Here is a 22,069-nt window from a genome sequence, read left to right as displayed (position 1 = left end):
TTTCCGTTCGTGTCAGCACGGAGGACGGCGAACGGCGCCGATCGGCTCCGCCCGTTACCGTTCGCGGACAATTCCGCGGGCTGCCCGCGACGAAGCGGGCGCCGCGGGCCCCGGATCGTCCAGGTCTGTCACTCCGCGTCCGCCACGACCGAGCCCACGCGGTCGGCGAGCCCGGGGTCGCGACGGACCAGGAGGGCGGCGTAGCCGACGGCGAGGACCAGCGCGGCGAGCGCCGCGACCGGGAACCAGCTGTACGGCGCCGGCTGGCCGGGCTTGGCCAGGTAGTAGAGGGGGACGAGGATGGCGAGCGTGCCGAGCGCGGGCAGCACCAGGTGCCGTACGGTCCGGAACTCGCTCGGCCGGTAACGGCGGTAGTACACCGGCAGCGCGACGTTCGACGCGAGGTAGACCAGCAGGATCAGGATGGTGCCCAGACTGGAGGACTCCGTGAAGAACAGCACGGGGTCCATGGGGCCGCCGCCGGAGCCGAGCAGATGCCCTAGGCCCCAGCCGCCGATGATCAGCAGGGAGACGGCGGCGAAGGTGACGATCGCGTTCGTCGGCGTACGGCGGGTGGGGTGCACATAGCCGAAGAACGACGGCAGCAGCCCCTCACGGCCCGCGTTGAACACCAGCCGGGCCTGGGAGTTGATGCCGGCGATGAGCACCCCGAGGGTGGAGGTCAGCCCGCCGAGGTAGGCGACGAACGCGAGCGAGCCGAGGGTGTCCCGGGCGACGTCGACGAACGGGATGGGGGAGGCGCCGAGCGCCTTCACGTCGTAGCCGAAACCGGTGACGGTGGCGTACGAGAACAGCACGTAGCTGACCGTCATCATGGCGATCGAGAGGAACACGGCGCGGCCGACGTTGCGGCGCGGGTTCGCCGTCTCCTCGGCGAGGGCCGCGGAGTTCTCCCAGCCGATGAAGAGGTACACCGCGAGCGGGAACCCGGCGGCCAGCCCGTCCAGGCCGCGGTCGAGGTGCGAGGGCAGGAACGGATCGGCCGAGAGGTGCCCGCCGTGGTTCACGATCGCCGCGACCGAGACCACGACCAGCATCAGCATCTCCACGCCGAAGAACCAGCCCGCCCACTTCGTCGACACCACGATCCCGCGGAGCATGAGCAGCACCGACAGCACGGTCAGCAGCAGCGTCCAGACGATCCACGGCAGGTCGATCCCCGTGTAGTGGTGCAGGGTGATCTCCACGAACCCGCCGGAGATCGCGATCACCGACGCCATCGCGACGATGTAGCCGAGGCCGGCGAGCAGCGCCGTGGTCACGGCGCTGACCGGCCCGAACGTCCGGCCGACGAACGTGATGAAACTGCCCGCCGAGGGGTGCGCCCGTGAGAACTCCGCGAGGGTGTTGCCGAGGAGGGCGACCGCGACGCCCGCCGCGACGATCGTCAGCGGCGACGCGACGCCGGCGGTGGTCGACAGGAAGGCGAAGCCGAAGAAGAAGCTCATCGCCGGGCCGACGTTGGCCATGGTGGCGGCGGCGATGTCCGCCATGCCGAGGACGCCGCCGCGCAGCCGCTGGGGCGCGCCACGGGCGGGACCCGGCGTCGGCGACGGGTCGACGGCTCCGGCGTCGGGCATGGGGTGGCTCCTTGGCGATGCGTCGGTGAGGTGGCGGGGAGAGGGGAGGGGAGCGAGGTGGGGGAAGTGAGGAGGGATCAGTGACAAGGAGGGCGCCGCGGGCTTATTCGGACGCCGACACGGCCGCCGACCGGTGCGCTTTCACCGCCCGTACGGCCGGGTCCATGGCGCCGCGGGCGAGCTCGGTGAGCAGGTCGGCGTGGCAGCGGTTGCGGGCCCTGACGGTCTCCGCGGCCGGGGCCGGCAGCAGCAGGCACAGCCGGCCGAGCAGGTCGGCGGCGAGTTCGCGGACGCCCGCGCCGCCGAGGGTCTCGGCGAGGTCGAGGTGGAAGCGGGTCTCCAGTTCCGCGAGCCGGTGCGGATCGTCGGTGCGGTCCGTCTCGTCGACGAGGGAGGTGAGCGCGCCGAGCCGCTCGGCCGGGATCTCGCCCGCGCTCCGGGCGACCAGACCGCATTCGAGCAGCTGATGGAAGGCGCCGAGCGAGGCCGCCTCCGCCGTGTCGTGCAGGACGGCGACGACGCTGTCCCAGGCCACGGCCACGAAGGTGCCGCCCGCGCGGCCGCGCCGGCGGTCGAGCAGCCCGTCCTGGCACATGCCCTCCAGGGCGCGGCGCACGGTGATCTCGCTGATGCCGAGGTCCTCGGCGAGGACTCCGGCGTCGGCCAGCCGGTCTCCCGGCGCGACCGAACGCAGCCGTACCTGTAGGGCGATCCGCGCGCGGACCAGCTCCGATCCGGTCTGGCCCCGGCCGGTCAGGGCCCGGATGTCGGGTCCCGGGGTGCCGGGTGCGGGCCGGGACGGTCCCGGCGGGTCGTAGGGGCCGAACTTGCCCGCAGTGTTCACCACGGAGCCACCCTAGGGCCTGCCCGCGGGGGGTTCTCGCGACCATGTCGCGCCGTTGCGCATGGACGGAAAATTAGAGCATGGTGAACACTTAAACAAGCCCTGTGCGGATGAGGTGCCGGGAAGCGCGGGGAGTGGCGCGAGGGATCTCGGGTAGCCGCCCGGAGTCGCGGCCGCGGGGCCGCGGGAGTGCCGGATCGTCCGCGAGGCGGTCGTGGCGCGCAGGGGGTTCTTGTTTATCTGTTCAAGGTGAACTATTTTCCTCGCCGTCCCCCTCCGGCGGACTTCGAGCGGCGATCCCGCCCTGCCCGCCGGTGCATGTCCACGTCCGCTCTCCCCTCCAGGATGTCGAGATGACCACACGTCCCCCGCTGACCGCCCATGAGCCGGCGACCGCCGACCACGTTGACGGTGTCGACGCGGGTTCCGGTCTGAAGGCCGGGCTCAAGAACCGCCACCTGTCGATGATCGCGATCGGCGGCGTGATCGGCGCAGGCCTGTTCGTCGGCTCCGGCTCCGGCATAGCCGCCGCCGGGCCCGGCATCCTCATCTCCTACGCCCTCGTCGGCCTGCTCGTCGTCCTTGTGATGCGGATGCTGGGCGAGATGGCCGCGGCCAACCCGTCCTCCGGCTCCTTCTCCGCCTACGCCGACCGCGCGCTGGGCCGCTGGGCCGGGTTCACCATCGGCTGGCTGTACTGGTTCTTCTGGGTCGTGGTGCTCGCGGTCGAGGCGACCGCCGGAGCGAAGATCCTCGCCGGATGGATGCCCGGAGTCCCGCAATGGGGTTGGGCGTTGATCGTCATGACCGTCCTCACCGTCAGCAACCTGGCCTCCGTGGCCTCCTACGGCGAGTTCGAGTTCTGGTTCGCCGGGATCAAGGTCGTCGCGATCGGCGCCTTCATCGTGCTGGGCCTGCTCGCGATCTTCGGTGTGCTCCCCGGCTCGGACCACGCGGCCACGGGCTTCACCAACCTCACCGCGCACGGCGGCTTCCTGCCCAACGGGCCGGGCGCGATCCTCACCGGCGTCCTGATGGTGGTCTTCTCCTTCATGGGCAGCGAGATCGTGACGCTCGCGGCCGGCGAGTCCCCGGACCCGCGCGGCGCGGTCACCAAGGCCACCAACAGCGTGATCTGGCGGATCGCGGTGTTCTACCTCGGCTCGATCTTCGTCGTCGTGTCGCTGCTGCGCTGGGACGACCCCGCCATCCTCAAGGACGGTTCGTACGTCGCCGCGCTGGACTCCATCGGCATCCCGCACGCGGCGCAGATCATGAACACCGTCGTGCTGACCGCGGTGCTGTCCTGCCTCAACTCCGGCCTGTACACGGCCTCGCGGATGGCGTTCTCGCTCAGCCGCCGAAGCGACGCGCCGGCCTCCTTCGGCCGTACGACGGAACGCGGTGTGCCGCGCACCGCCATCCTCGCCTCGGTCGTGTTCGGCTTCGTCGCGGTCGCCTTCAACTACCTCTGGCCGGACACCGTCTTCCAGTTCCTGCTCAACTCCTCCGGTGCGATAGCCCTGTTCGTCTGGCTGGTGATCTGCTTCTCGCAGCTGCGGATGCGGAAGATCATCGAGCGCGAGACGCCGGAGAAGCTCGTCGTCAGGATGTGGCTCTACCCGTACCTGACGTGGGCCGCCATCGGCCTGATCACCTTCGTCCTCGGCTACATGCTCACCGACGCGGCAGACGGCGGTGGCCGCGACCAGGTGGTCCTGTCGACGGCCGTGGCGGCGGCGGTGGTCGTCGTGTCCCTCGTGCGACAGCGGGTGAGGCGGGCCCGCGCCACGGCCCCGGCAACCGATGGCGCGGCTGCCTCCTGAGCCGTCGTCCTTTCGCGGCAGGCACCGGAACTCCCCGGCGCCTGCCGCGTTTTGGTCGCTCCGGCACCTGTCGGACGCCTCGCGTGACCTGTGTCTTTCCTATGTCTGGCAGATCACAGGATGTGTGGCTACCTGGCCCGGATGCATAGTGCAACGATGATCTCGTTGCGAAGAGGGGGCGATCGCTGATGGGTCAGCGAAGGGTACGCAGAATGATCCGCCGGACGGCCGGCGGCGAATCGATCCGGCTCTACGGCTTTCTTGCCCTGAACATCCGAGCCCGCGCCGAATGCGCCGTGATGGCAGAGAACTTCGGGTATCACTACGACGGGAGCGTCCAGGACAGCGGGTTCATGTGGCTGGTGCCCGACCACAGCCCGGAAGCCCAGGAACGCGCCAGGCTCACCTGGAGAGGCTATCCCGACGCAGGGCGGAAAGGTCCCCTGCCGCCGGTCTCCGAGGGCCAGGTGGAACTGATGGCCGCCCGACTGGCGCACGCGTGGGGCGCCCGAGGCATGGACCCCCGTAAGAGCGCGGTGTTCGTCCCTTTCTACCTGTTGCTGTGGGCCCGGCTCTTCCTGATGTGGGACGGCTCCGACGTAGCGGTACGGTGCACCATCGGGATCGGCGCCCTTCTCGTGGTCCTTCCCCTCTACCAGGCCAGGACCAAGCGGCGAGGCGAGCGGGCAGCCGCGGTCCTGGAAGCCGCCGGGTACGAGCGCATCACCGATCTCAAGGGCCGGGCCAAGTACGTGCCTCCGGGCGCGCTCTCGGCGGCGCGACCCACGACGGCGGCGACTGGACCCGCGCCCGCGCCGAGCGCGACTCCCCGCCTGCCCTGAATGAGGAACGCCGTTTCTCATGTAGGTCCCGGGGGATGGCGTTGCGTCTGCTTCTCGCGTGAGGATGCTGCTCTGCGCAGAGCATTCCGTCCGCGGGGGTGCGGGCGGGGCGAAGGAGCGTTCCGATGGGACTGCACGCGGCGCCGCGCCATCACCGTCCTCGCAGCCTGCTGCTGCCGCTCGGGCTCATGCTCTGCGCCGTCCTGCTCGGGGTTCCCCGGGCGGACGGCGCGCCCGTGTCGGCGGATGCCTGCCGCACCGCGTCGACGACCATGCCGCGCGGCGACTGCGGCCCGTTCTGGCAGGTGGTCGCCGAGAACTTCAACGGCGATTCGGTGCCGCTGGGTTCGTTCAGCGACTGCGACCACGACGCCGAGACCTCCGGCGCGTACTGCGCCGGACTGACCGGCAGCTACCGGGACAACTGGTGGGCCTACCCGACGGGTTGGCCGGACACCGCCACCGACCGCGGCCGTGACGTCGGGGGCGTCTACCACCCCGAGGACACCGTCAGCGTCGGCCCCGACGCGAGCGGCGACGGCGTGATGCGCATCCGCATGTTCCGCCCCGCCGACGGCGGACCCGTCCACTCCGCCGCCGTGCTGCCGCGCGCGGTGATGGACATGGCGTACGGCAAGTTCAGCGCCCGCATCCGCGTCGTGAAGCCCGCCACCGGCTACAAGTCGGCGTGGCTGCACTACGGCGACGGCTGCGAGACGGACTTCCCCGAGGGCAACTGGGACGACGGCTTCGCGGCCTTCCAGCACCCCTGCGGCGGCGGTGACCAGGACTACTTCCCCGGCGCCGACGACTGGACGCAGTGGCACACCGTCTCGACCGAGTGGACGCCGGGGCAGGTGCGGTTCTTCGTGGACGGCAAGCAGATCGGCTCCGACACCCGCGGCGTGGCGGACCAGCCGCTGTCCTGGGTGCTCCAGAACGAGAGCGCGCTGGAGGGGCCGGGCGCGGCGCCGGGCAGCAGCGCCGAGCTCGACATCACGTGGGTCGCGGCGTACGCGTACGGCTGGAAGTAGCCCTGCCCGGCCCGTCGCGCCGGTTGCCCGGTGCACCGCTCAACTCCCTTGTCGCGCCGCCTTCTGAGCGCGCGGCGCCGGCTTTCGACGGCTCATCGCCGCCGCCCTGGTGCTGCCCCCTGGACTCCTTGACAAGGATTCCGGGGCGCCCCCAGACTGGCGTTGCGCTCGTCGCAATCCGTTTCGCCATACGCACCGAGGTGTCATGATGATTCCCGCGTGCCGTCTCGCGGATCTGCCGCGAGGTGAAGCTCACCGGCTCGACATCGAACCGCCGGTCTCCGTGTTCCACACCGAGGACGGCGAGTTGTTCGCCATCGACGACACGTGCACCCACCAGGACGCCTCGCTCGCGGACGGCTGGCTGGAGGGCTGCGCGGTGGAATGCCCGCTGCACGCCTCGACGTTCGACCTGCGCACCGGGGCCGTCGGCGGCCCGCCCGCCCGACTGCCGGTCCGTACCCACGAGGTGGTGGTCGAGGACGGGACGGTCTACGTCCGCCTGTCGGCCGCGGCCCCCGGCCCGTCGCCCTGCGTGACCTCGCGCCCCGTCCGGGGTCTCGCGTGAGGACCGTCGCCGTGGTCGGTGCCTCCCTGGCCGGCCTCTCGGCCGCCCGCGCCCTGCGCTCCCGCGGCTTCGACGGCCGGCTGATCGTCATCGGTGACGAGCCCCATCGCCCCTACGACAGGCCGCCGTTGTCCAAGGAGTTCCTCGCGGGCACGGCGAGCGAGGCGGATCTCGCGCTGGAGCACGACGACGAGGACCTGGCCGCCGAGTGGGTGCTGGGCACGCGGGCCACCGGGCTCGATGGCCGTGCGCGGACGGTCCGTCTGGCGGACGGCCGGGAGTTCCGGGCGGACGGCGTGGTCGTGGCCACCGGTGCCGCCGCCCGCACCCTGCCGGGCACCGAGGGCCTCGACGGCGTACACGTACTGCGCACCCTGGACGACGCCCTCGCCCTGCGGGCCGAACTCGCCCTGGGCGGAAGGCTGGTGGTGATCGGTGCCGGGTTCGTCGGCGCCGAGGTCGCTTCCACCGCTTACACCCTCGGCCTCGACGTGACGCTCGTCGAGGCCGCCCCGGTCCCGCTGGCCGGACCGCTGGGCGAGGCCATGGCCCGTGTCGTGGCCGAGCTCCATGCCGACCATGGCGTACGCCTGTTGTGCGGAACCGGCGTGCGGGGCCTGACCGGACGGGGGCGCGTCCAGGGCGTGCGGCTGGCGGACGGGCGCACCCTGCCCGCGGACACCGTTGTGGTCGGCATCGGCGCCCGGCCCTGTGTCGAGTGGCTCGCCGGCTCGGGCCTCGCCCTCGGTGACGGTGTCACCTGCGGCTCCGACGGGCGCACCGGCATCCCGGAGGTGGCCGCGGTCGGCGACTGCGCCGAGTGGTACGACCCGTACGCGGGAGGCCATCGCCGGATCGAGCACTGGACCGGCGCGCTGGAACGGCCCGACCTCGCCGTGGCCGCCCTCCTGGCGGGCGGTGCGTCCCTGCCGGCCGTGCCCCGTCCGCCGTACTTCTGGTCCGATCAGTACGGCGTACGCCTCCAGTTCGCCGGGCACGCCGACGCGGCGGACGGTGTGACGGTCGAGGAGGGCGCCCTCGCCGACCGTAGTTTCCTCGCCGTGTACCGACGCGCCGGTGCCCCGGTCGCGGTGCTCGGCATGAACCGGCCGAAGCCGTTCACGCGTATGCGCCGGCAGCTCGCCGCGGTCGGCATCTGACATCCACGACGTCTCTCCAGGAGTGCCGCGTGACCTCGACCAGCCTGCCGCCCAGCCTGCTCGCCACCCTCCCCGGCGCCGCATACACCGACCCGGCCCTGTTCGCGCTGGAGCAGGAGCGCATCTTCGAGAAGATGTGGTTCTGCGTCGCGCGCGCCGCGGACCTCCCGCGTCCCGGTGCCTTCCGCACCGTCGACGTGGGCCGCGAGAGCATCCTCGTCACCCGGGCCCGCGACCACTCCCTGCGCGCATACTTCAACGTCTGCCGCCACCGCGGCGCCCGGCTGCGCACCGACCGCAGCGGCGAGGTCCGGCGCGCCTTCCAATGCCCGTACCACGCCTGGACGTACGACCTCGACGGCCGGCTGATCGCGGCGCCCAACCTCACCCGGATGCCCGACGTGGGCCGGATCGAGTACGGCCTCGTGGACGTCGCCGTGCGGGAGTGGCTCGGCTATGTGTGGGTGTGCCTCGCCGAGGACCCGCCGTCCTTCGAGGCGGACGTCGTCGGCGCGGCGGTCACCCGGCTCGGCGACGCCGAATCCATCGAGCGCTACGGCATCGACGGTCTGACGGTGGGGCGGCGGATCGTGTACGACGTGCGTGCCAACTGGAAGCTCATCGTCGAGAACTTCATGGAGTGCTACCACTGCGCCACCATCCATCCCGAACTCACCGAGGTCCTGCCGGAGTTCGCCGACGGATACGCGGCGCAGTACTACGTCGGGCACGGCGCGGAGTTCGGCGCGGACATCCGGGGTTTCACCGTCGACGGCTCCGAGGGGCTCGACCGCATCCCCGGTGTCTCCGCTGAACAGGACCGCCGCTACTACGCGATCACCGTCCAGCCGCAGGTCTTCATCAACCTCGTGCCCGACCACGTCATCCTGCACCGGATGTACCCGGTGGCGGCCGACCGCACGACCGTCGAGTGCGACTGGCTCTATCTGCCCGAGGTGGTGGACGGTGGCAAGGACCTCACCCGGTCCGTGGAACTCTTCGACCGGGTCAACCGGCAGGACTTCGCGGCCTGCGAGCGGACCCAGCCCGGCATGGGCTCACGGCTTTACGCCAATGGCGGGGTGCTGGTGCCCAGCGAGCATCACATCGGAGCGTTCCACGCCTGGGTGCGCGAGCGGCTCGGCACGGAACGGCCGATGTGACCCCGTGGTGCGGGTGCGCGGAGGCTCGGCGCCGGCCGTCCCGTCGACCTGCCGCGTCGGCTGACTGTCGACCCGCCCCGCCTCAGCCCAGATGCCCCATCCGGTGGCTGATCTCGTCCGCCCCCTTCAGCAGCACCGGCGCGAGCTCGTGCATCCGCTCCTCCGTGAACCGGTAGGAGGGTCCCGACGCGCTCACGGAGGCGACGACCTCGCCGGTGTGGTCGCGGATGGGGGCGGCCATGGCGTGCAGGCCGATCTCCAGCTCCTCCAGCGTCCAGGCGTAGCCGCGCTCGCGGGCGTCGGCGAGGTTCCGCTCCAGCCTCGCCTTCGCGGTGATCGTGCGCGGGGTGATCCGCTTCAGCCCGGCCTCCGCGAGCAGCGCGGCACGCCGCGTCGCCGGGAGATGGGCGAGCATGATCTTGCCGCTGCTGGTGGCGTGCAACGGGGTGAGCTGGCCGACCCAGTTGTGCGCGGTCACCGCGCCGGGTCCGCGCACCTGGTACAGATTGATCGCGAACTGCTCCCGCAGCACGGCGATGTTGACCGTCTCGCCGATCTCCTCGGCGAGGCGCTCGCACACCACGCGGCTCTGCTGGGTGAGGTCGATCCGTCCGGTCACCGCCCCGGCCAGGCGCACGATGCCGAACCCGAGCCGGTACTTGCCGCGTTCGCCCGCCTGTTCCACCAGGCCCCGGGCCTCCAGCGCGCCGAGCAGCCGGAACGCGGTCGACTTGTGCACGTCGATCTCGGCGGCCACCTCGCTGACGCCCGCCTCGCCGCGCTGGGCCAGGATCTCCAGGACGCTGATGGCGCGGTCGACGGACTGCACCCCGCCCGCCGCCGAGCCGCCTGTTTCGGTATCCGGACTCACGTTGCTCATGACGAAACTATACGCGCAGTAAAAAACGCCTCCGCAAGTAACCCGCCCGACATGTGAACCCCCTTAGGGCGAAGGCAAGTTGCGTGTACCGCAACCTGGTGCGCATGGCGCGACCCCGCTAACATGCGTCGCGTATCGGCTGCGCGAAGTGACGACCAGGATCGACGGCGCCTGTCGACTGCGCGCGCGTCGACGGCACCAGTGAGCGGGACGAGCGAGCGAGACGAGGGCCCATGGCTTCCCTGCACCACGACTTCGTCATCGTCGGCGGCGGTTCGGCGGGCTGCGCCCTGGCGGCGCGGCTCTCGGCGGACCCGGGGAACCGGGTCCTGGTCCTGGAGGCGGGCCGCTCCGACTATCCGTGGGACGTGTTCATCCACATGCCCGCGGCGCTGACCCACCCCATCGGCAACCGCTTCTACGACTGGAAGTACGAGTCCGAGCCCGAGCCGCACATGAACGGCCGCCGCATCTACCACGCGCGCGGCAAGGTGCTGGGCGGCTCCAGCAGCATCAACGGCATGATCTTCCAGCGCGGCAATCCGCTGGACTACGAACGCTGGGCCGCCGATCCGGGCATGGAGAGCTGGGACTACGCGCACTGCCTGCCCTACTTCCGGCGCATGGAGAACTGTCTCGCGGCCGACCCCGACGACGAGTTCCGCGGGCACGACGGCCCGCTCGTCCTGGAGCGCGGCCCCGCCACCAACCCGCTGTTCGGCGCCTTCCTCGAAGCCGTCGAGCAGGCGGGGCAGTTCCGTACGGACGACGTCAACGGATACCGCCAGGAGGGCTTCGCACCCTTCGACCGCACCCTGCACCGCGGCCGCCGCCTGTCCGCGGCGAGGGCCTACCTCGATCCGGTGCGGGGGCGGCCCAACCTGACTGTCGTCACACGGGCGTTCGTCGAGCGGATCCTGTTCGAGGGCGACCGCGCCGTGGGTGTCGAGTACCGGCGCGGGCGCGGCGCGCCCCGTCAAGTGCGGGCGGCAGAGGTCGTACTGTGCGGCGGCGCGGTCAACTCCCCCCAGCTGCTGCAGCTCTCCGGCGTCGGCAACGCCACCGAACTCGCCGCCCTCGGCGTCGACGTCGTACACGATCTGCCCGGGGTCGGCGAGAACCTCCAGGACCATCTGGAGGTGTACGTGCAGTACGCGTGCACCCGGCCCGTCTCCATGCAGCCGTACATGGCCAAGTGGCGGGCCCCGTTCATCGGGCTGCAATGGCTCTTCCGCAAGGGCCCCGGCGCGACGAACCACTTCGAGGCGGGCGGCTTCGCCCGCAGCAACGACGACGTCGGCTACCCCAACCTGATGTTCCACTTCCTGCCGCTCGCGGTGCGCTACGACGGCTCCGCCCCCGCGGGCGGCCACGGCTACCAGGTGCACGTCGGCCCGATGTACTCCGACGCCCGGGGCTCGGTGAAGATCCGCAGCTCCGACCCGCGCGAGCACCCCGCCCTGCGCTTCAACTACCTCTCCACCGAGCAGGACCGGCGCGAGTGGGTCGAGGCGATCCGTGTCGCCCGCACCCTCCTCGCACAGCCCGCGCTCGCCCCGTACAACGGCGGCGAGATCTCGCCCGGACCGGCCGTCGAGAGCGACGAGGAGATCCTCGCGTGGGTCGCGAGGGAGGGGGAGACGGCCCTGCACCCGTCGTGCACCTGCAAGATGGGCACCGACGCCATGGCGGTCGTCGACCCGCTCACCCTCCGGGTGCACGGACTCGACGGGCTGCGGGTCGTGGACGCCTCGGTGATGCCGTACGTCACCAACGGAAACATCTACGCCCCCGTCATGATGATCGCCGAGAAGGCCGCCGACCTGATCCTCGGCAACGAGCCGCCTGCGCCCTCCGGCGCGGTCTACTACCGGCGCAACCAGGCCCGTACCCAAGCCTCTTGACGTAGGTCGTGCCACTCGGACAGGGTGTTCCACCACAAGCAATCCGATGCACGATGCGCAACGAATCCGCAACGACTCCGCTCGGAGGGCTCCGCGCGTGGCGAATCTGTACGTGGACGGGGCATGGCGCGCCCCGGTGGCCGGCGGCCGCCGCGAGATCCGCTGCCCGGCGGACGGCTCGCTCGTCGCGACGGCCGCCGAGGCGACACGCCCCGACACCGAGGCGGCGATCGCCGCCGCCCGCCGCGCCTTCGACACGGGTCCCTGGCCGCGCACCCCCGAACGCGAGCGGGGCGACCTGCTGTTACGCACCGCCGACATCGTCGAGCGCGACGCCAAGGAGTTCGCGCGCGCCGAGTCGCTCGACACCGGCAAACGCCTCGTCGAGAGCGAGTACGACGTCGCCGACGCGGTCGCCTGCCTGCGCTACTACGGCGGCATCGCCGCGACCTCGGCCGGCCGGGTGATCGACACCGGCCGCGCGGACGCCCTCAGCCGCGTCGTGTACGAGCCGGTCGGCGTCTGCGCCCTGATCACCCCCTGGAACTACCCGCTGCTGCAAGCCACGTGGAAGCTCGCCCCGGCCCTCCTCGCGGGGAACACCGTCGTGCTGAAGCCCAGCGAACTCACGCCCTCCACCGCCGTCCTCGCGATGAAGGCGCTGGCGGAGGCCGGACTGCCCGCCGGGGCCGCGAACCTCGTCCTCGGCGCCGGTCCGGCGGCGGGAGCGCCGCTGTGCACCCACCCCGCGGTGGACATGGTGTCCTTCACCGGCGGCCTCGCGACCGGCCGGCAGGTGATGGCCGCCGCCGCGGCGACGGTCAAGAAGGTCGCCCTCGAACTCGGCGGCAAGAACCCCAACGTCGTCTTCGCCGACGCCGACTTCGACACCGCCGTCGACTTCGCGCTGACCGCCGTGTTCCTGCACTCCGGGCAGGTCTGCTCGGCCGGCGCCCGGCTCGTCGTGCAGGACAGCCTGCACGACGCGCTGGTCGAGGAGATCGTGCGCAGAGCCCGCCGCATCCGGCTCGGCGGGCCCTTCGACCCCGACGCCGAGACCGGCCCGCTGATCTCCGCCCGCCACCGCGAGAAGGTCGAGTCCTACGTCGTCGCCGGGATCGCCGAGGGCGCCATGCTGCGCTGTGGCGGCGAACGCCCCGCCGACCCCGCCCTCGCGGGCGGCTTCTACTACCCGCCGACCGTGCTCGACGCGTGCACCCAGGACATGAGCGTGGTGCACGAGGAGTCCTTCGGGCCGGTGCTGACCGTCGAGACGTTCCGCGACGAGGACGACGCCGTACGCATCGCCAACGACACGCACTACGGTCTCGCCGGGGCCGTGTGGACGCAGGACGCGGGCCGGGCGCAGCGGGTCGCCGGGCGGCTGCGCCACGGCACGGTGTGGATCAACGACTACCACCCCTATGTGCCACAGGCGGAATGGGGCGGTTTCGGGCACTCGGGCGTGGGCCGGGAACTGGGACCGACCGGCCTGGACGAGTACCGGGAGCCGAAGCACATCTGGCAGAACATCCAACCCCGGCCGCAGCACTGGTTCCGCGGCTGAACGCCGAAAAGAGGTCGATCGTGGCCGAAGCCCAGACCGAGGAGCCCGAGCGGCGCGACTCACCCCCGAAACCCGGCGGCCCCACCCCGGTCGTCTCCGTGCGCGGGCTGTGGAAGGTGTTCGGGCCGAAGGCCGAACGGGTCCCCGGCTCCGCGGAGTTGCGGGGGCTCGGCCGCCGCGAGCTGATGGAGCGCACCGGCTGCACCGCGGCCGTGCGCGACGTCGGCTTCGACGTGTCGCCCGGCGAGGTGTTCGTCGTGATGGGCCTGTCCGGCTCCGGCAAGTCCACCCTCGTGCGCTGCCTGACCCGGCTGATCGAACCCACCGCGGGCCAGGTCGTCTTCGAGGGCGAGGACATCACCGGCGCCGACCCCGGGCGGCTGCGGGAGCTGCGCCGCTCCAAGTTCTCCATGGTCTTCCAGCACTTCGGGCTGCTGCCGCACCGGCAGGTCCTGGACAACGTCGCCTTCGGCCTGGAGATCCGCGGCATGGGCCGGGCCGAGCGCAGCCGGCGGGCCATGGAGGTCGTGGAACTGGTCGGCCTCGCGGGCTACGAGCACTCCTACCCCGACCAGCTCTCCGGCGGTATGCAGCAACGCGTGGGCCTGGCACGGGCGTTGGCGGGCGACCCGGACGTCCTCTTCTTCGACGAGCCGTTCTCCGCGCTCGACCCACTGATCCGCCGCGACATGCAGAACGAGGTCATCCGGCTGCACCGCGAGGTCGGCAAGACCATGGTGTTCATCACCCACGACCTGTCCGAGGCGCTCAAGCTCGGCGACCGCATCCTCATCATGCGCGACGGCCGCACCGTCCAGTGCGGCACCGGCGACGAACTCGTCGGCGCCCCGGCCGACGACTACGTACGCGACTTCGTGAAGGACGTGCCGCGCGCCGACGTGCTGACGCTGCGCCGGATCATGCGGCCCGCCACCGGGGGCGACGCGCTCGACGGCCCGGAGCTCGGCCCGGACGTCGTCGTACGCGAGGCGACCCGCGCCGTCCTCGCCGCCGAGAAACCCGTCCGCGTCGTCGAGGGCGGACACCTGCTGGGCATCGTGGGCGACGAGGAGATCCTCTCCGTCGTCGCCGGGCACCCGGGCGGTGCGTGATGGCCGTCGCCGCCGACGCGGCCGGACCGGCCGCGCGCGTCCGCACCAGGATCACCCGCCCCATGGCGGTCGCCGCGATCGTCGCCGTGTGGCTGCTGCTGTTCGCCGCCCTGCGCGGCCGGCAGACCCTCACCCTCGCCGCGGCCGACCTCACCTCCCTGCACCACTGGCTCAACGACGTCGACGACTCGATCGGCGCCCACCGCAACTCCAACCCGCTGTTCCTGTACTTCTTCAACGAGATCCGGCTCGTCATCGACCACCTGGTCACATTCGTGCAGGGGCTCATCTCCCAGCCCACCGGCGGCCGTCCGGTCCCGCAGATCGGCTGGCTCGGCGTGGTCGGTCTCACCGGGTACGCCGCCTGGGCCCTCGGCAACGGGCGGGTCGCGCTGCTCGCCGTCGCCGGGTTCACCTTCTTCGGCCTCCAGGGACTGTGGCAGGAGAGCATGGACACCCTGGCGCTGACGCTCTCGGCGGTCCTCGTGGCCCTGCTGATCGGCATCCCGATCGGCGTCTGGGCAGGCCTGTCCGACCGGGTGGGCGGGATCGTCACGCCGTTCCTCGACTTCATGCAGACGCTGCCGACGTTCGTGTACCTCGCGCCGCTGACCCTGTTCTTCCTCATCGGCGGCGCCTCCGCCACCATCACGACGGTGATCTACGCGGCGCCGCCCGCGATCCGCATCACCGCCCACGCGCTGCGCTCCGTACCGCGCGTCAGCGTCGAGGCAGCCGAGTCGATGGGTGCCACCCGCACCCAGCAACTGCTGAAGGTGCTGCTGCCGATGTCGAAGCGGACCGTCGTCATGGGCGTCAACCAGACCATCATGGCCGCCCTCGCCATGGTGACGATCGCCGCGCTGATCGACGCGCCCGGCCTCGGCAAGACGGTCGTCCAGGCCCTCCAGTCCCTCGACGTGGGCACCGCCTTCAACGCGGGACTCGCCATCGTCGTCATGGCGATCGTCCTCGACCGCGTGACGACGGCGGCCGCCGCGCGCGCGGAGACCGCCCGCGGTGCCGGCCCCCGGCCGCGCGCCTGGCGCCGCCCGCTCCTCGCCGCGGGCGCGGTCGCCGCCGCCGTCCTCGTGTACCTCTCCCACACCTACGTCTGGGCGGCCGAGTTCCCCGGGGACGGCGCCACGGGCCACCACATCGCGAGCGCCGCCGACACCGTGACCGCCTGGCTCCAGGACCATCTGTCGGGACTCACCAACACCGTCCGCGACGTCGTCACCGACGGACTGCTCAACCCCTTCCAGACCCTGCTCACCGACTCGCCCTGGTGGCTCGTCGGCACCGTCCTCGTCGCGCTCGGCGCCGTGCTCGGCGGCCTGCGCGCCGCGGTGACCGCCGCCGTCTGCGTGGGCCTGCTCGTCGGCACCGGCGTGTGGTCGGACGCCATGACGACCCTCGCCTCCACGGCCGTCGCCACCGCGCTCGTGATGCTGATCGGCGTCGCCGTCGGCGTATGGATGGGACGCAGCGCGCTGGTGGACCGGCTGGTGCGGCCCACCCTGGACGCGGCCCAGGTCATGCCGCCGTTCGTCTATCTCGTGCCGTTCCTCGCGCTGTTCGGCGCCACCCGCTTCACCGCGATCGTCGCGGCCGTCGTCTACGCCGCGCCCGTCGCCGTCAAGATCATCGCGGACGGGGTGCGCCAGGTGCCCGAGTCCACCGTGGAGGCCGCCACCTCCGCCGGATCAAGTACCTGGCAGATCATCACCAAGGTCCAGCTGCCGATGGCACGCGGCGCCCTGACACTCGCGACCAACCAGGGCCTGATCTACGTGCTGTCGATGGTTGTGGTGGGCGGCCTGGTAGGGGCCGGCGCCCTCGGCTACGACGTCGTGGCCGGGTTCTCGCAGGGCGAGCTGTACGGAAAGGGGCTGGCGGCGGGACTCGCCATCGTACTGCTCGGAGTCATGTTCGACCGGATCACACAGGCTGCGGCGCGACGCACCCGGGCATAAGGAGCAGGACGATGTCAGCACACTGGCGGATCGGCGCGGCCTGTACGGCCGTCCTGACACTCACCCTCACCGCCTGCGGCGGCGCGAAGGTCGGCGACGACTCGTCGTCCGGCAAGACCGCGAGCGCGGGCACGTGCGGCACCTTCAACCTCGCCGTCAACCCCTGGGTCGGCTACGAGGCGGACGCCGCTGTCGTCGCCTACGTGGCGGAGCACGACCTCGGCTGCACGGTGAAGAAGAAGGACCTCAAGGAGGAGATCGCCTGGCAGGGCTTCGGCACCGGCGAGGTGGACGCCATCCTGGAGAACTGGGGCCACGACGACCTCAAGAAGAAGTACATCACCCAGCAGAAGGTGGCCGCCGAGGCCGGACAGACCGGCAACAAGGGCATCATCGGCTGGTACGTGCCGCCATGGCTGGCGAAGGCCCACCCCGACATCCTCGACTGGAAGAACCTCGACAAGTACGCCTCGAAGTTCAAGACCTCCGAGTCCGGCGGCAAGGGCCAACTCCTCGACGGCGACCCGTCGTACGTCACCAACGACGAGGCCCTGGTCAAGAACCTGAAACTCGACTTCAAGGTGGTGTACGCGGGCAGCGAGACCGCCCTCATCCAGGCGTTCCGCACCGCCGAGAAGAACAAGACGTGGGTCATCGGCTACTTCTACGAACCCCAGTGGTTCCTCTCCGAGGTCCCGCTGAAGAAGGTCACCCTGCCGACGTACAAAACGGGCTGCGACGCCGTCGCGTCGAAGATCGCCTGCGACTACCCGGTCTACGACCTCGACAAGGTCGTCAGCGCCAAGTTCGCCGCGTCGGGCAGCCCCGCCTACAAGCTGGTGAAGAACTTCAACTGGACCAACGACGACCAGAACACGGTCGCCAAGTACATCGCCCAGGACAAGCTCTCGGACGACGAGGCGGCGAAGAAGTGGGTCGACGCCAACCGCGCGAAGGTGGACGCCTGGCTCAAGTAGCCGCCGCTTCCGGCAGGACCAGCTCACGCCCGGCAGGCGGCGCGCCCAAGTGCGCGCCGCCCACCGGGCGTTGGCCGCTTCAGGACCCGGTCGCCCCCGTCGGCGCACCCTTGCCAACCCAGGTCGGCGCACCCCTGCCACCCCCGGCCGGCGCACCCTTGACACCCCCTGGCCCCGACGGCACATTGAGTTGCGCAGCCTGAAGCACGTTGCGCTCACGGCAACGGAAGAACTCGATGCGAGTCCGGAGGTCGGGCGATGGCGGGACCCCGAGTGGTCATCATCGGAGCGGGCGTCGTGGGCGCGGCCCTCGCCGACGAGCTCTCCGCACGCGGCTGGACCGACGTGACCGTGGTCGACCAGGGCGACCTCCCGGCCACCGGCGGCTCCTCCTCCCACGCCCCCGGCCTGGTCTTCCAGACCAACCCCTCCAGGACCATGACCCACATGGCCCGCTACACCGTCGAGAAGTTCCGCTCCCTCGACGTCGCCGGCGAACCCTGCTTCCTCCAGGTCGGCGGCCTCGAAGTGGCCACGACCCCGGAACGGCTCGCCGAACTCCACCGCCGCCACGGCTGGATCACCGCCTGGGGCGTCGAGGCACGCGTGATCACCGCCGAGGAGTGCGTCGCCCGGCACCCTCTCCTCGACCCCGCCCGCGTCCTCGGCGGCCTCCTCGTCCCCACCGACGGCATCGCCAAGGCGGTCCTCGCCGTCCAGGCACAGCTGCGCCGGGCCGAGGCGCGGGGCGTGCGCCTGCTCGCCCGCCACGAGGTGCGCGACATCCGCCAGGCCGACGGCCGGGTCGGCGCGGTGGTCACCGACCGGGGCGAGATACCTGCCGACATCGTCGTCTGCTGCGCCGGCATCTGGGGCCCGCGCATCGCCCGCATGGCCGGTATGAGACTGCCCCTCACCCCGCTCGCCCACCAACTCGCCTGGACCGGGCCGGTCCCCGCCCTCGCCGGGCAGACCGAGGAGGCCGTCCGCCCGATCCTGCGCCACCAGGACGCCGACCTCTACTACCGCGACCGCTACGACACCCTCGGCGTCGGCTTCTACGGCCACCCTCCGATGCCGGTCCCCGCCGACGACATCCCCGCTCTCGCCGAGGCCGAACGGATGCCGTCCGTGCTGAAGTTCACCCCCGACGACTTCGACCCCGCCTGGGCCGAGACCCGTTCACTGCTGCCCGCGACCCGCGAGGCCGAGATCGAGGACGGCATCAACGGCCTGTTCTCCTTCACCCCCGACGGCTTCCCGCTGCTCGGCGAATCCCCGGACGTGAAGGGCTTCTGGGTCGCCGAGGCGGTCTGGGTCACCCACTCCGCGGGCGTCGGCCGGGCCGTCGCCGAATGGCTGGTCGACGGCCACTGCTCCTCTTTCGACCTGCACGAATGCGACGTCAACCGCTTCGAGCCGCACCAACTGGCCCCCGAGTACCTGCTCGCCCGCGACTGCCAGGCGTTCGTCGAGGTGTACGACATCCTCCACCCCCTGGAGCAGACCGGCGCACCCCGCCCGATCCGCACCAGCCCCTTCCACCCGCGCCAGTCGGCGCACGGAGCGGTCTTCCACGAGGCGAACGGCTGGGAGCGCCCGCAGTGGTACGAAGCCAACGCGCCTCTGGTGGAGGGGCGTTCGATCCCCGTCCCCGACGAGTGGGCCGCCCGCAACTGGTCACCCGTCGTCGGAGCCGAGGCGCTGGCGACCCGCGAGAGCGTCGCCCTGTACGACATGACGGCCCTCAAACGCCTGGAGGTCACCGGCCCGGGCGCGGCCGCCTTCCTCGAACGCATGGTCACCGGCAAGGTCGACAAGTCCGTGGGCTCGGTGACCTACACCCTGCTCCTCGACCACGACGGCGGCATCCGCAGCGACATCACCGTGGCCCGGCTGGCCCGCGACCACTTCCAGATCGGCGCCAACGGACCCCTCGACCTGGACTGGCTCACCCGCCACCTGCCCGCCGACGGCACGGTCCAGGCCCGCGACATCACCCCCGGCACCTGCTGCATCGGCCTGTGGGGCCCGCTCGCCCGCGCCGTCCTGCAACCCCTCACCGACGACGACTTCTCCAACGAGGGACTGAAGTACTTCCGGGCCCGCCGCACGTACATCGGCGCCGTTCCCGTCACCGCCCTTCGCCTGTCCTACGTGGGCGAGTCGGGCTGGGAGCTGTACACCACCGCCGACCTCGGACTGAAGCTGTGGGACACCCTGTGGGCCGCGGCTGAGCCGCACGGCGGCGTCCTCGCGGGCCGCGGCGCCTTCAACAGCCTGCGCCTGGAGAAGGGTTACCGCTCCTTCGGCACCGACATGACCTACGAACACGACCCCTACGAGGCCGGACTCGGCTTCGCCGTCCGCCCGGACAAGGGCGATTTCATCGGCCGCGCGGCCCTGGAACGCCGCCGGGCCGACGTGCGCCGCACGTTGACCTGCCTCACGATCGACGACCCGCGCGCCGTCGTGATGGGCAAGGAACCGGTCTACGACGGCGAACGCGCCGTCGGCCACGTCACCAGCGCGGCCTACGGCCACACCGTCGGCAAGGGCATCGCCTACGCCTGGCTGCCCACCGAACTGTCCGCCCCCGGAACGACCCTGCGCATCGGCTACTTCGACCGGCGCGTCGAGGCCGTCACGGCGCGGGAGCCCCTCTTCGACCCGGCCATGACCCGCCTGCGCGGCTGAACCCGTTCTGCCGTCCACCGTTCCGCTGCGCGGTCGTCCCCCGATCCACCGACCTCCTCGCCGTCGCACCGATCCGCCCCCGGTCCACCAGGAGACGCCCGATGAGCCCCCGCACCCCCGGCGCCGACCTGCCCGCCCACCCCGATCACCTCTGGCGCGACCCGGAGCCGAAACGGTCGTACGACGTCGTGATCGTCGGCGGTGGCGGGCACGGTCTCGCGACCGCCCACTACCTGGCGCGCGACCACGGCATCACCGACGTCGCCGTGCTGGAGAGGGGCTGGCTCGCGGGCGGCAACATGGCCCGCAACACCACGATCATCCGCTCCAACTACCTGTGGGACGAGAGCGCCGGGATCTACGAGCACGCCCTGAAGCTGTGGGAAGGGCTGGAGGACGAGCTCGACTACCCGATCCTCTTCTCGCAGCGCGGCGTGCTGAACCTCGCGCACAGCCTCCAGGACGTCCGCGACGGCGTGCGCCGCGTCGAGGCCAACCGCCTCAACGGGGTGGACGCCGAATGGCTCGACCCCGCGCAGGTCAAGGAGGTCTGCCCGATCGTCGACGTCTCACCCGACGTGCGCCACCCGGTGCACGGCGCGACCTGGCAGCCGCGCGCCGGGATCGCCAAACACGACCACGTCGCCTGGGCGTTCGCCCGCTCCGCAGACGCGGCCGGCATCGACCTCGTCCAGAACTGCGAGGTCACCGGCCTCGACATCACGAACGGCCGGGTGACCGGCGTCCGCACCACCCGCGGCCCGATCGCCGCGGGCCGGGTCGCCCTGTGCGCGGCCGGACACACCTCCGTCCTCGCCGCCCTGGCGGGCATCGAACTTCCCTTGCAGAGCCACCCGTTGCAGGCCCTCGTCTCCGAACTGCTGGAACCCGTCCACCCCACGGTCGTGATGTCCAACGCCGTCCACGTGTACGTCAGCCAGGCGCACAAGGGCGAACTGGTCATGGGCGCGGGCATCGACGCGTACAACTCCTACACCCAGCGGGGCGCGTTCCACGTCATCGAGGCGCAGATGGCCGCCGCGCTGGAGCTGTTCCCCGTCTTCGCCCGTGCCCACGTGCTGCGCACCTGGGGCGGCATCGTCGACGTCAGTCCCGACGCCTCCCCGATCGTCGGTCTCACCCCGGTCCCCGGGCTCTATCTCAACTGCGGCTGGGGCACCGGCGGTTTCAAGGCCACACCCGGCATCGGCCAGGTCTACGCGCACACCGTCGCGCACGACACCCCGCACGCCCTGAGCGCCCCCTTCGCGCTCGACCGCTTCGTCACCGGCGCGCTCGTCGACGAGCACGGCGCGGCCGCCGTCGCCCACTGAGGCATCTTCGAGGGAGCCGACCGACATGCTGCTCATCCCCTGCCCGTGGTGCGGCCCGCGCAACGAGTCCGAGTTCCACTACGGCGGCCAGGCGCACCTCGCCCACCCGGCCGACCCGGCGGCCCTCAGCGACGCGGAGTGGGCGCGGTACCTGTTCTTCCGCGCGAACCCGAAAGGCGCCTTCGCCGAACGCTGGAGCCACGCGGCGGGCTGCCGACGGTGGTTCAACGCGGTCCGGAACACGGCGACGAACGAGATCCTCGGCGTGTACCGGGTGGGGGAGCGGGCGCCGGAGGCGGGGGAGGGTTCCCAGGGGGCGGCATCCGGTGGCTCGGACGGTCGTCGGCCCGTGCCGCCTGTGCCCCCCGTGCCGCCTGTGCCCTCCGTGTCCCCTGTGCCGCCCGTGTCCCCTGTGCCGCCCGTGCCCTCTGTGCCGCCCGTGCCCCCTGTGCCGCCCGTACCCTCTGTGCCACCCGCCCCCGCGCCGGAGCCCGAGGCGGAACTCGTCCCGAGGACGACGCCCACCGCCCGGAATCCGCAACCGTCCCCAGCCTCATCCCCAGCCCCATCCCCATCCTCAGCCC

At 71.6% G+C, this 22,069-nt stretch carries 17 protein-coding genes; 14 read left to right on the top strand and 3 right to left on the bottom strand.

All coding sequences use genetic code 11. The annotated features are described in order from the left end of the window. Positions 1-128: 128 nt before the first annotated feature. Complete coding sequence (locus WN71_RS13445; RefSeq protein WP_046586191.1) at positions 129-1,601, bottom strand: APC family permease; 1,473 nt, start codon at positions 1,599-1,601, stop codon at positions 129-131. Positions 1,602-1,704: 103 nt separating this feature from the next. Beyond that, entirely contained in the window at positions 1,705-2,448 is a 744-nt protein-coding gene (locus WN71_RS13440) for a FadR/GntR family transcriptional regulator (protein WP_046586188.1), read from the bottom strand. 350 nt (positions 2,449-2,798) lie between these two features. Between WN71_RS13440 and WN71_RS13435 the strand changes: the two genes are divergently transcribed. The 6 genes from WN71_RS13435 to WN71_RS13410 all read left to right on the top strand — a co-directional run bounded on the left by WN71_RS13435 (position 2,799) and on the right by WN71_RS13410 (position 9,038). After that, a complete protein-coding gene (locus WN71_RS13435; protein WP_206300069.1) occupies positions 2,799-4,271 on the top strand; it encodes an amino acid permease in 1,473 nt (490 codons plus the stop codon). A gap of 212 nt (positions 4,272-4,483) precedes the next feature. After that, a complete protein-coding gene (locus WN71_RS13430; RefSeq protein WP_046586186.1) occupies positions 4,484-5,113 on the top strand; it encodes a hypothetical protein in 630 nt (209 codons plus the stop codon). Between the two features lie 125 nt (positions 5,114-5,238). Beyond that, on the top strand, positions 5,239-6,147 hold the full coding sequence (locus WN71_RS13425; protein WP_046586184.1) for a glycoside hydrolase family 16 protein: 909 nt from the start codon (positions 5,239-5,241) through the stop codon (positions 6,145-6,147). A gap of 205 nt (positions 6,148-6,352) precedes the next feature. Then, entirely contained in the window at positions 6,353-6,715 is a 363-nt protein-coding gene (locus WN71_RS13420; protein ID WP_046586182.1) for a bifunctional 3-phenylpropionate/cinnamic acid dioxygenase ferredoxin subunit, read from the top strand. Further along, positions 6,712-7,875 carry an NAD(P)/FAD-dependent oxidoreductase gene (locus WN71_RS13415; protein ID WP_052743058.1) on the top strand — a complete coding sequence of 388 codons (1,164 nt, stop codon included), beginning with the start codon at positions 6,712-6,714 and terminating at the stop codon, positions 7,873-7,875. Before WN71_RS13420 ends, WN71_RS13415 begins: the two co-directional genes overlap by 4 nt. A 29-nt stretch (positions 7,876-7,904) precedes the next feature. Continuing rightward, on the top strand, positions 7,905-9,038 hold the full coding sequence (locus WN71_RS13410; protein ID WP_046586177.1) for an aromatic ring-hydroxylating oxygenase subunit alpha: 1,134 nt from the start codon (positions 7,905-7,907) through the stop codon (positions 9,036-9,038). An 82-nt stretch (positions 9,039-9,120) separates the two neighbouring features. On the opposite strand, the gene WN71_RS13405 is transcribed toward WN71_RS13410, so the two are convergent. Further along, complete coding sequence (locus WN71_RS13405) at positions 9,121-9,918, bottom strand: IclR family transcriptional regulator (protein ID WP_046586175.1); 798 nt, start codon at positions 9,916-9,918, stop codon at positions 9,121-9,123. Positions 9,919-10,151: 233 nt separating this feature from the next. Here WN71_RS13405 and betA point away from each other — a divergent pair, with 233 nt between their 5' ends. The 8 genes from betA to WN71_RS43445 form a co-directional block, all read left to right on the top strand. Then, positions 10,152-11,822, top strand: coding sequence for a choline dehydrogenase (betA, locus tag WN71_RS13400; RefSeq protein ID WP_046586174.1), 1,671 nt, complete (start codon positions 10,152-10,154; stop codon positions 11,820-11,822). A 97-nt stretch (positions 11,823-11,919) separates the two neighbouring features. After that, positions 11,920-13,389, top strand: a complete 1,470-nt coding sequence (locus WN71_RS13395; RefSeq protein WP_046586172.1) for an aldehyde dehydrogenase family protein — start codon at positions 11,920-11,922, stop codon at positions 13,387-13,389. Between the two features lie 20 nt (positions 13,390-13,409). Further along, on the top strand, positions 13,410-14,501 hold the full coding sequence (locus WN71_RS13390) for a quaternary amine ABC transporter ATP-binding protein (RefSeq protein ID WP_046586168.1): 1,092 nt from the start codon (positions 13,410-13,412) through the stop codon (positions 14,499-14,501). Continuing rightward, positions 14,501-16,477, top strand: coding sequence for an ABC transporter permease (locus WN71_RS13385; protein ID WP_046586166.1), 1,977 nt, complete (start codon positions 14,501-14,503; stop codon positions 16,475-16,477). The genes WN71_RS13390 and WN71_RS13385 overlap by 1 nt, the downstream gene beginning before the upstream one ends. Positions 16,478-16,488: 11 nt before the next feature. Then, positions 16,489-17,454 (top strand): ABC transporter substrate-binding protein, encoded by a 966-nt coding sequence (locus WN71_RS13380; RefSeq protein WP_046586164.1) that lies wholly within the window; start codon positions 16,489-16,491, stop codon positions 17,452-17,454. A gap of 258 nt (positions 17,455-17,712) precedes the next feature. Beyond that, positions 17,713-20,151 carry a GcvT family protein gene (locus tag WN71_RS13375; RefSeq protein WP_046586163.1) on the top strand — a complete coding sequence of 813 codons (2,439 nt, stop codon included), beginning with the start codon at positions 17,713-17,715 and terminating at the stop codon, positions 20,149-20,151. 101 nt (positions 20,152-20,252) lie between these two features. Next, complete coding sequence (locus tag WN71_RS13370) at positions 20,253-21,485, top strand: sarcosine oxidase subunit beta family protein (RefSeq protein WP_046586160.1); 1,233 nt, start codon at positions 20,253-20,255, stop codon at positions 21,483-21,485. A gap of 25 nt (positions 21,486-21,510) precedes the next feature. Beyond that, a partial coding sequence (locus WN71_RS43445) for a sarcosine oxidase subunit delta (RefSeq protein ID WP_420856496.1) occupies positions 21,511-22,069 on the top strand: 559 nt, incomplete at its 3' end.

Origin of the sequence: Streptomyces mangrovisoli (assembly GCF_000974985.2) — a bacterium.
GTDB lineage: Bacteria > Actinomycetota > Actinomycetes > Streptomycetales > Streptomycetaceae > Streptomyces > Streptomyces mangrovisoli.
This window is presented reverse-complemented; position numbering and strand designations above follow the sequence as displayed.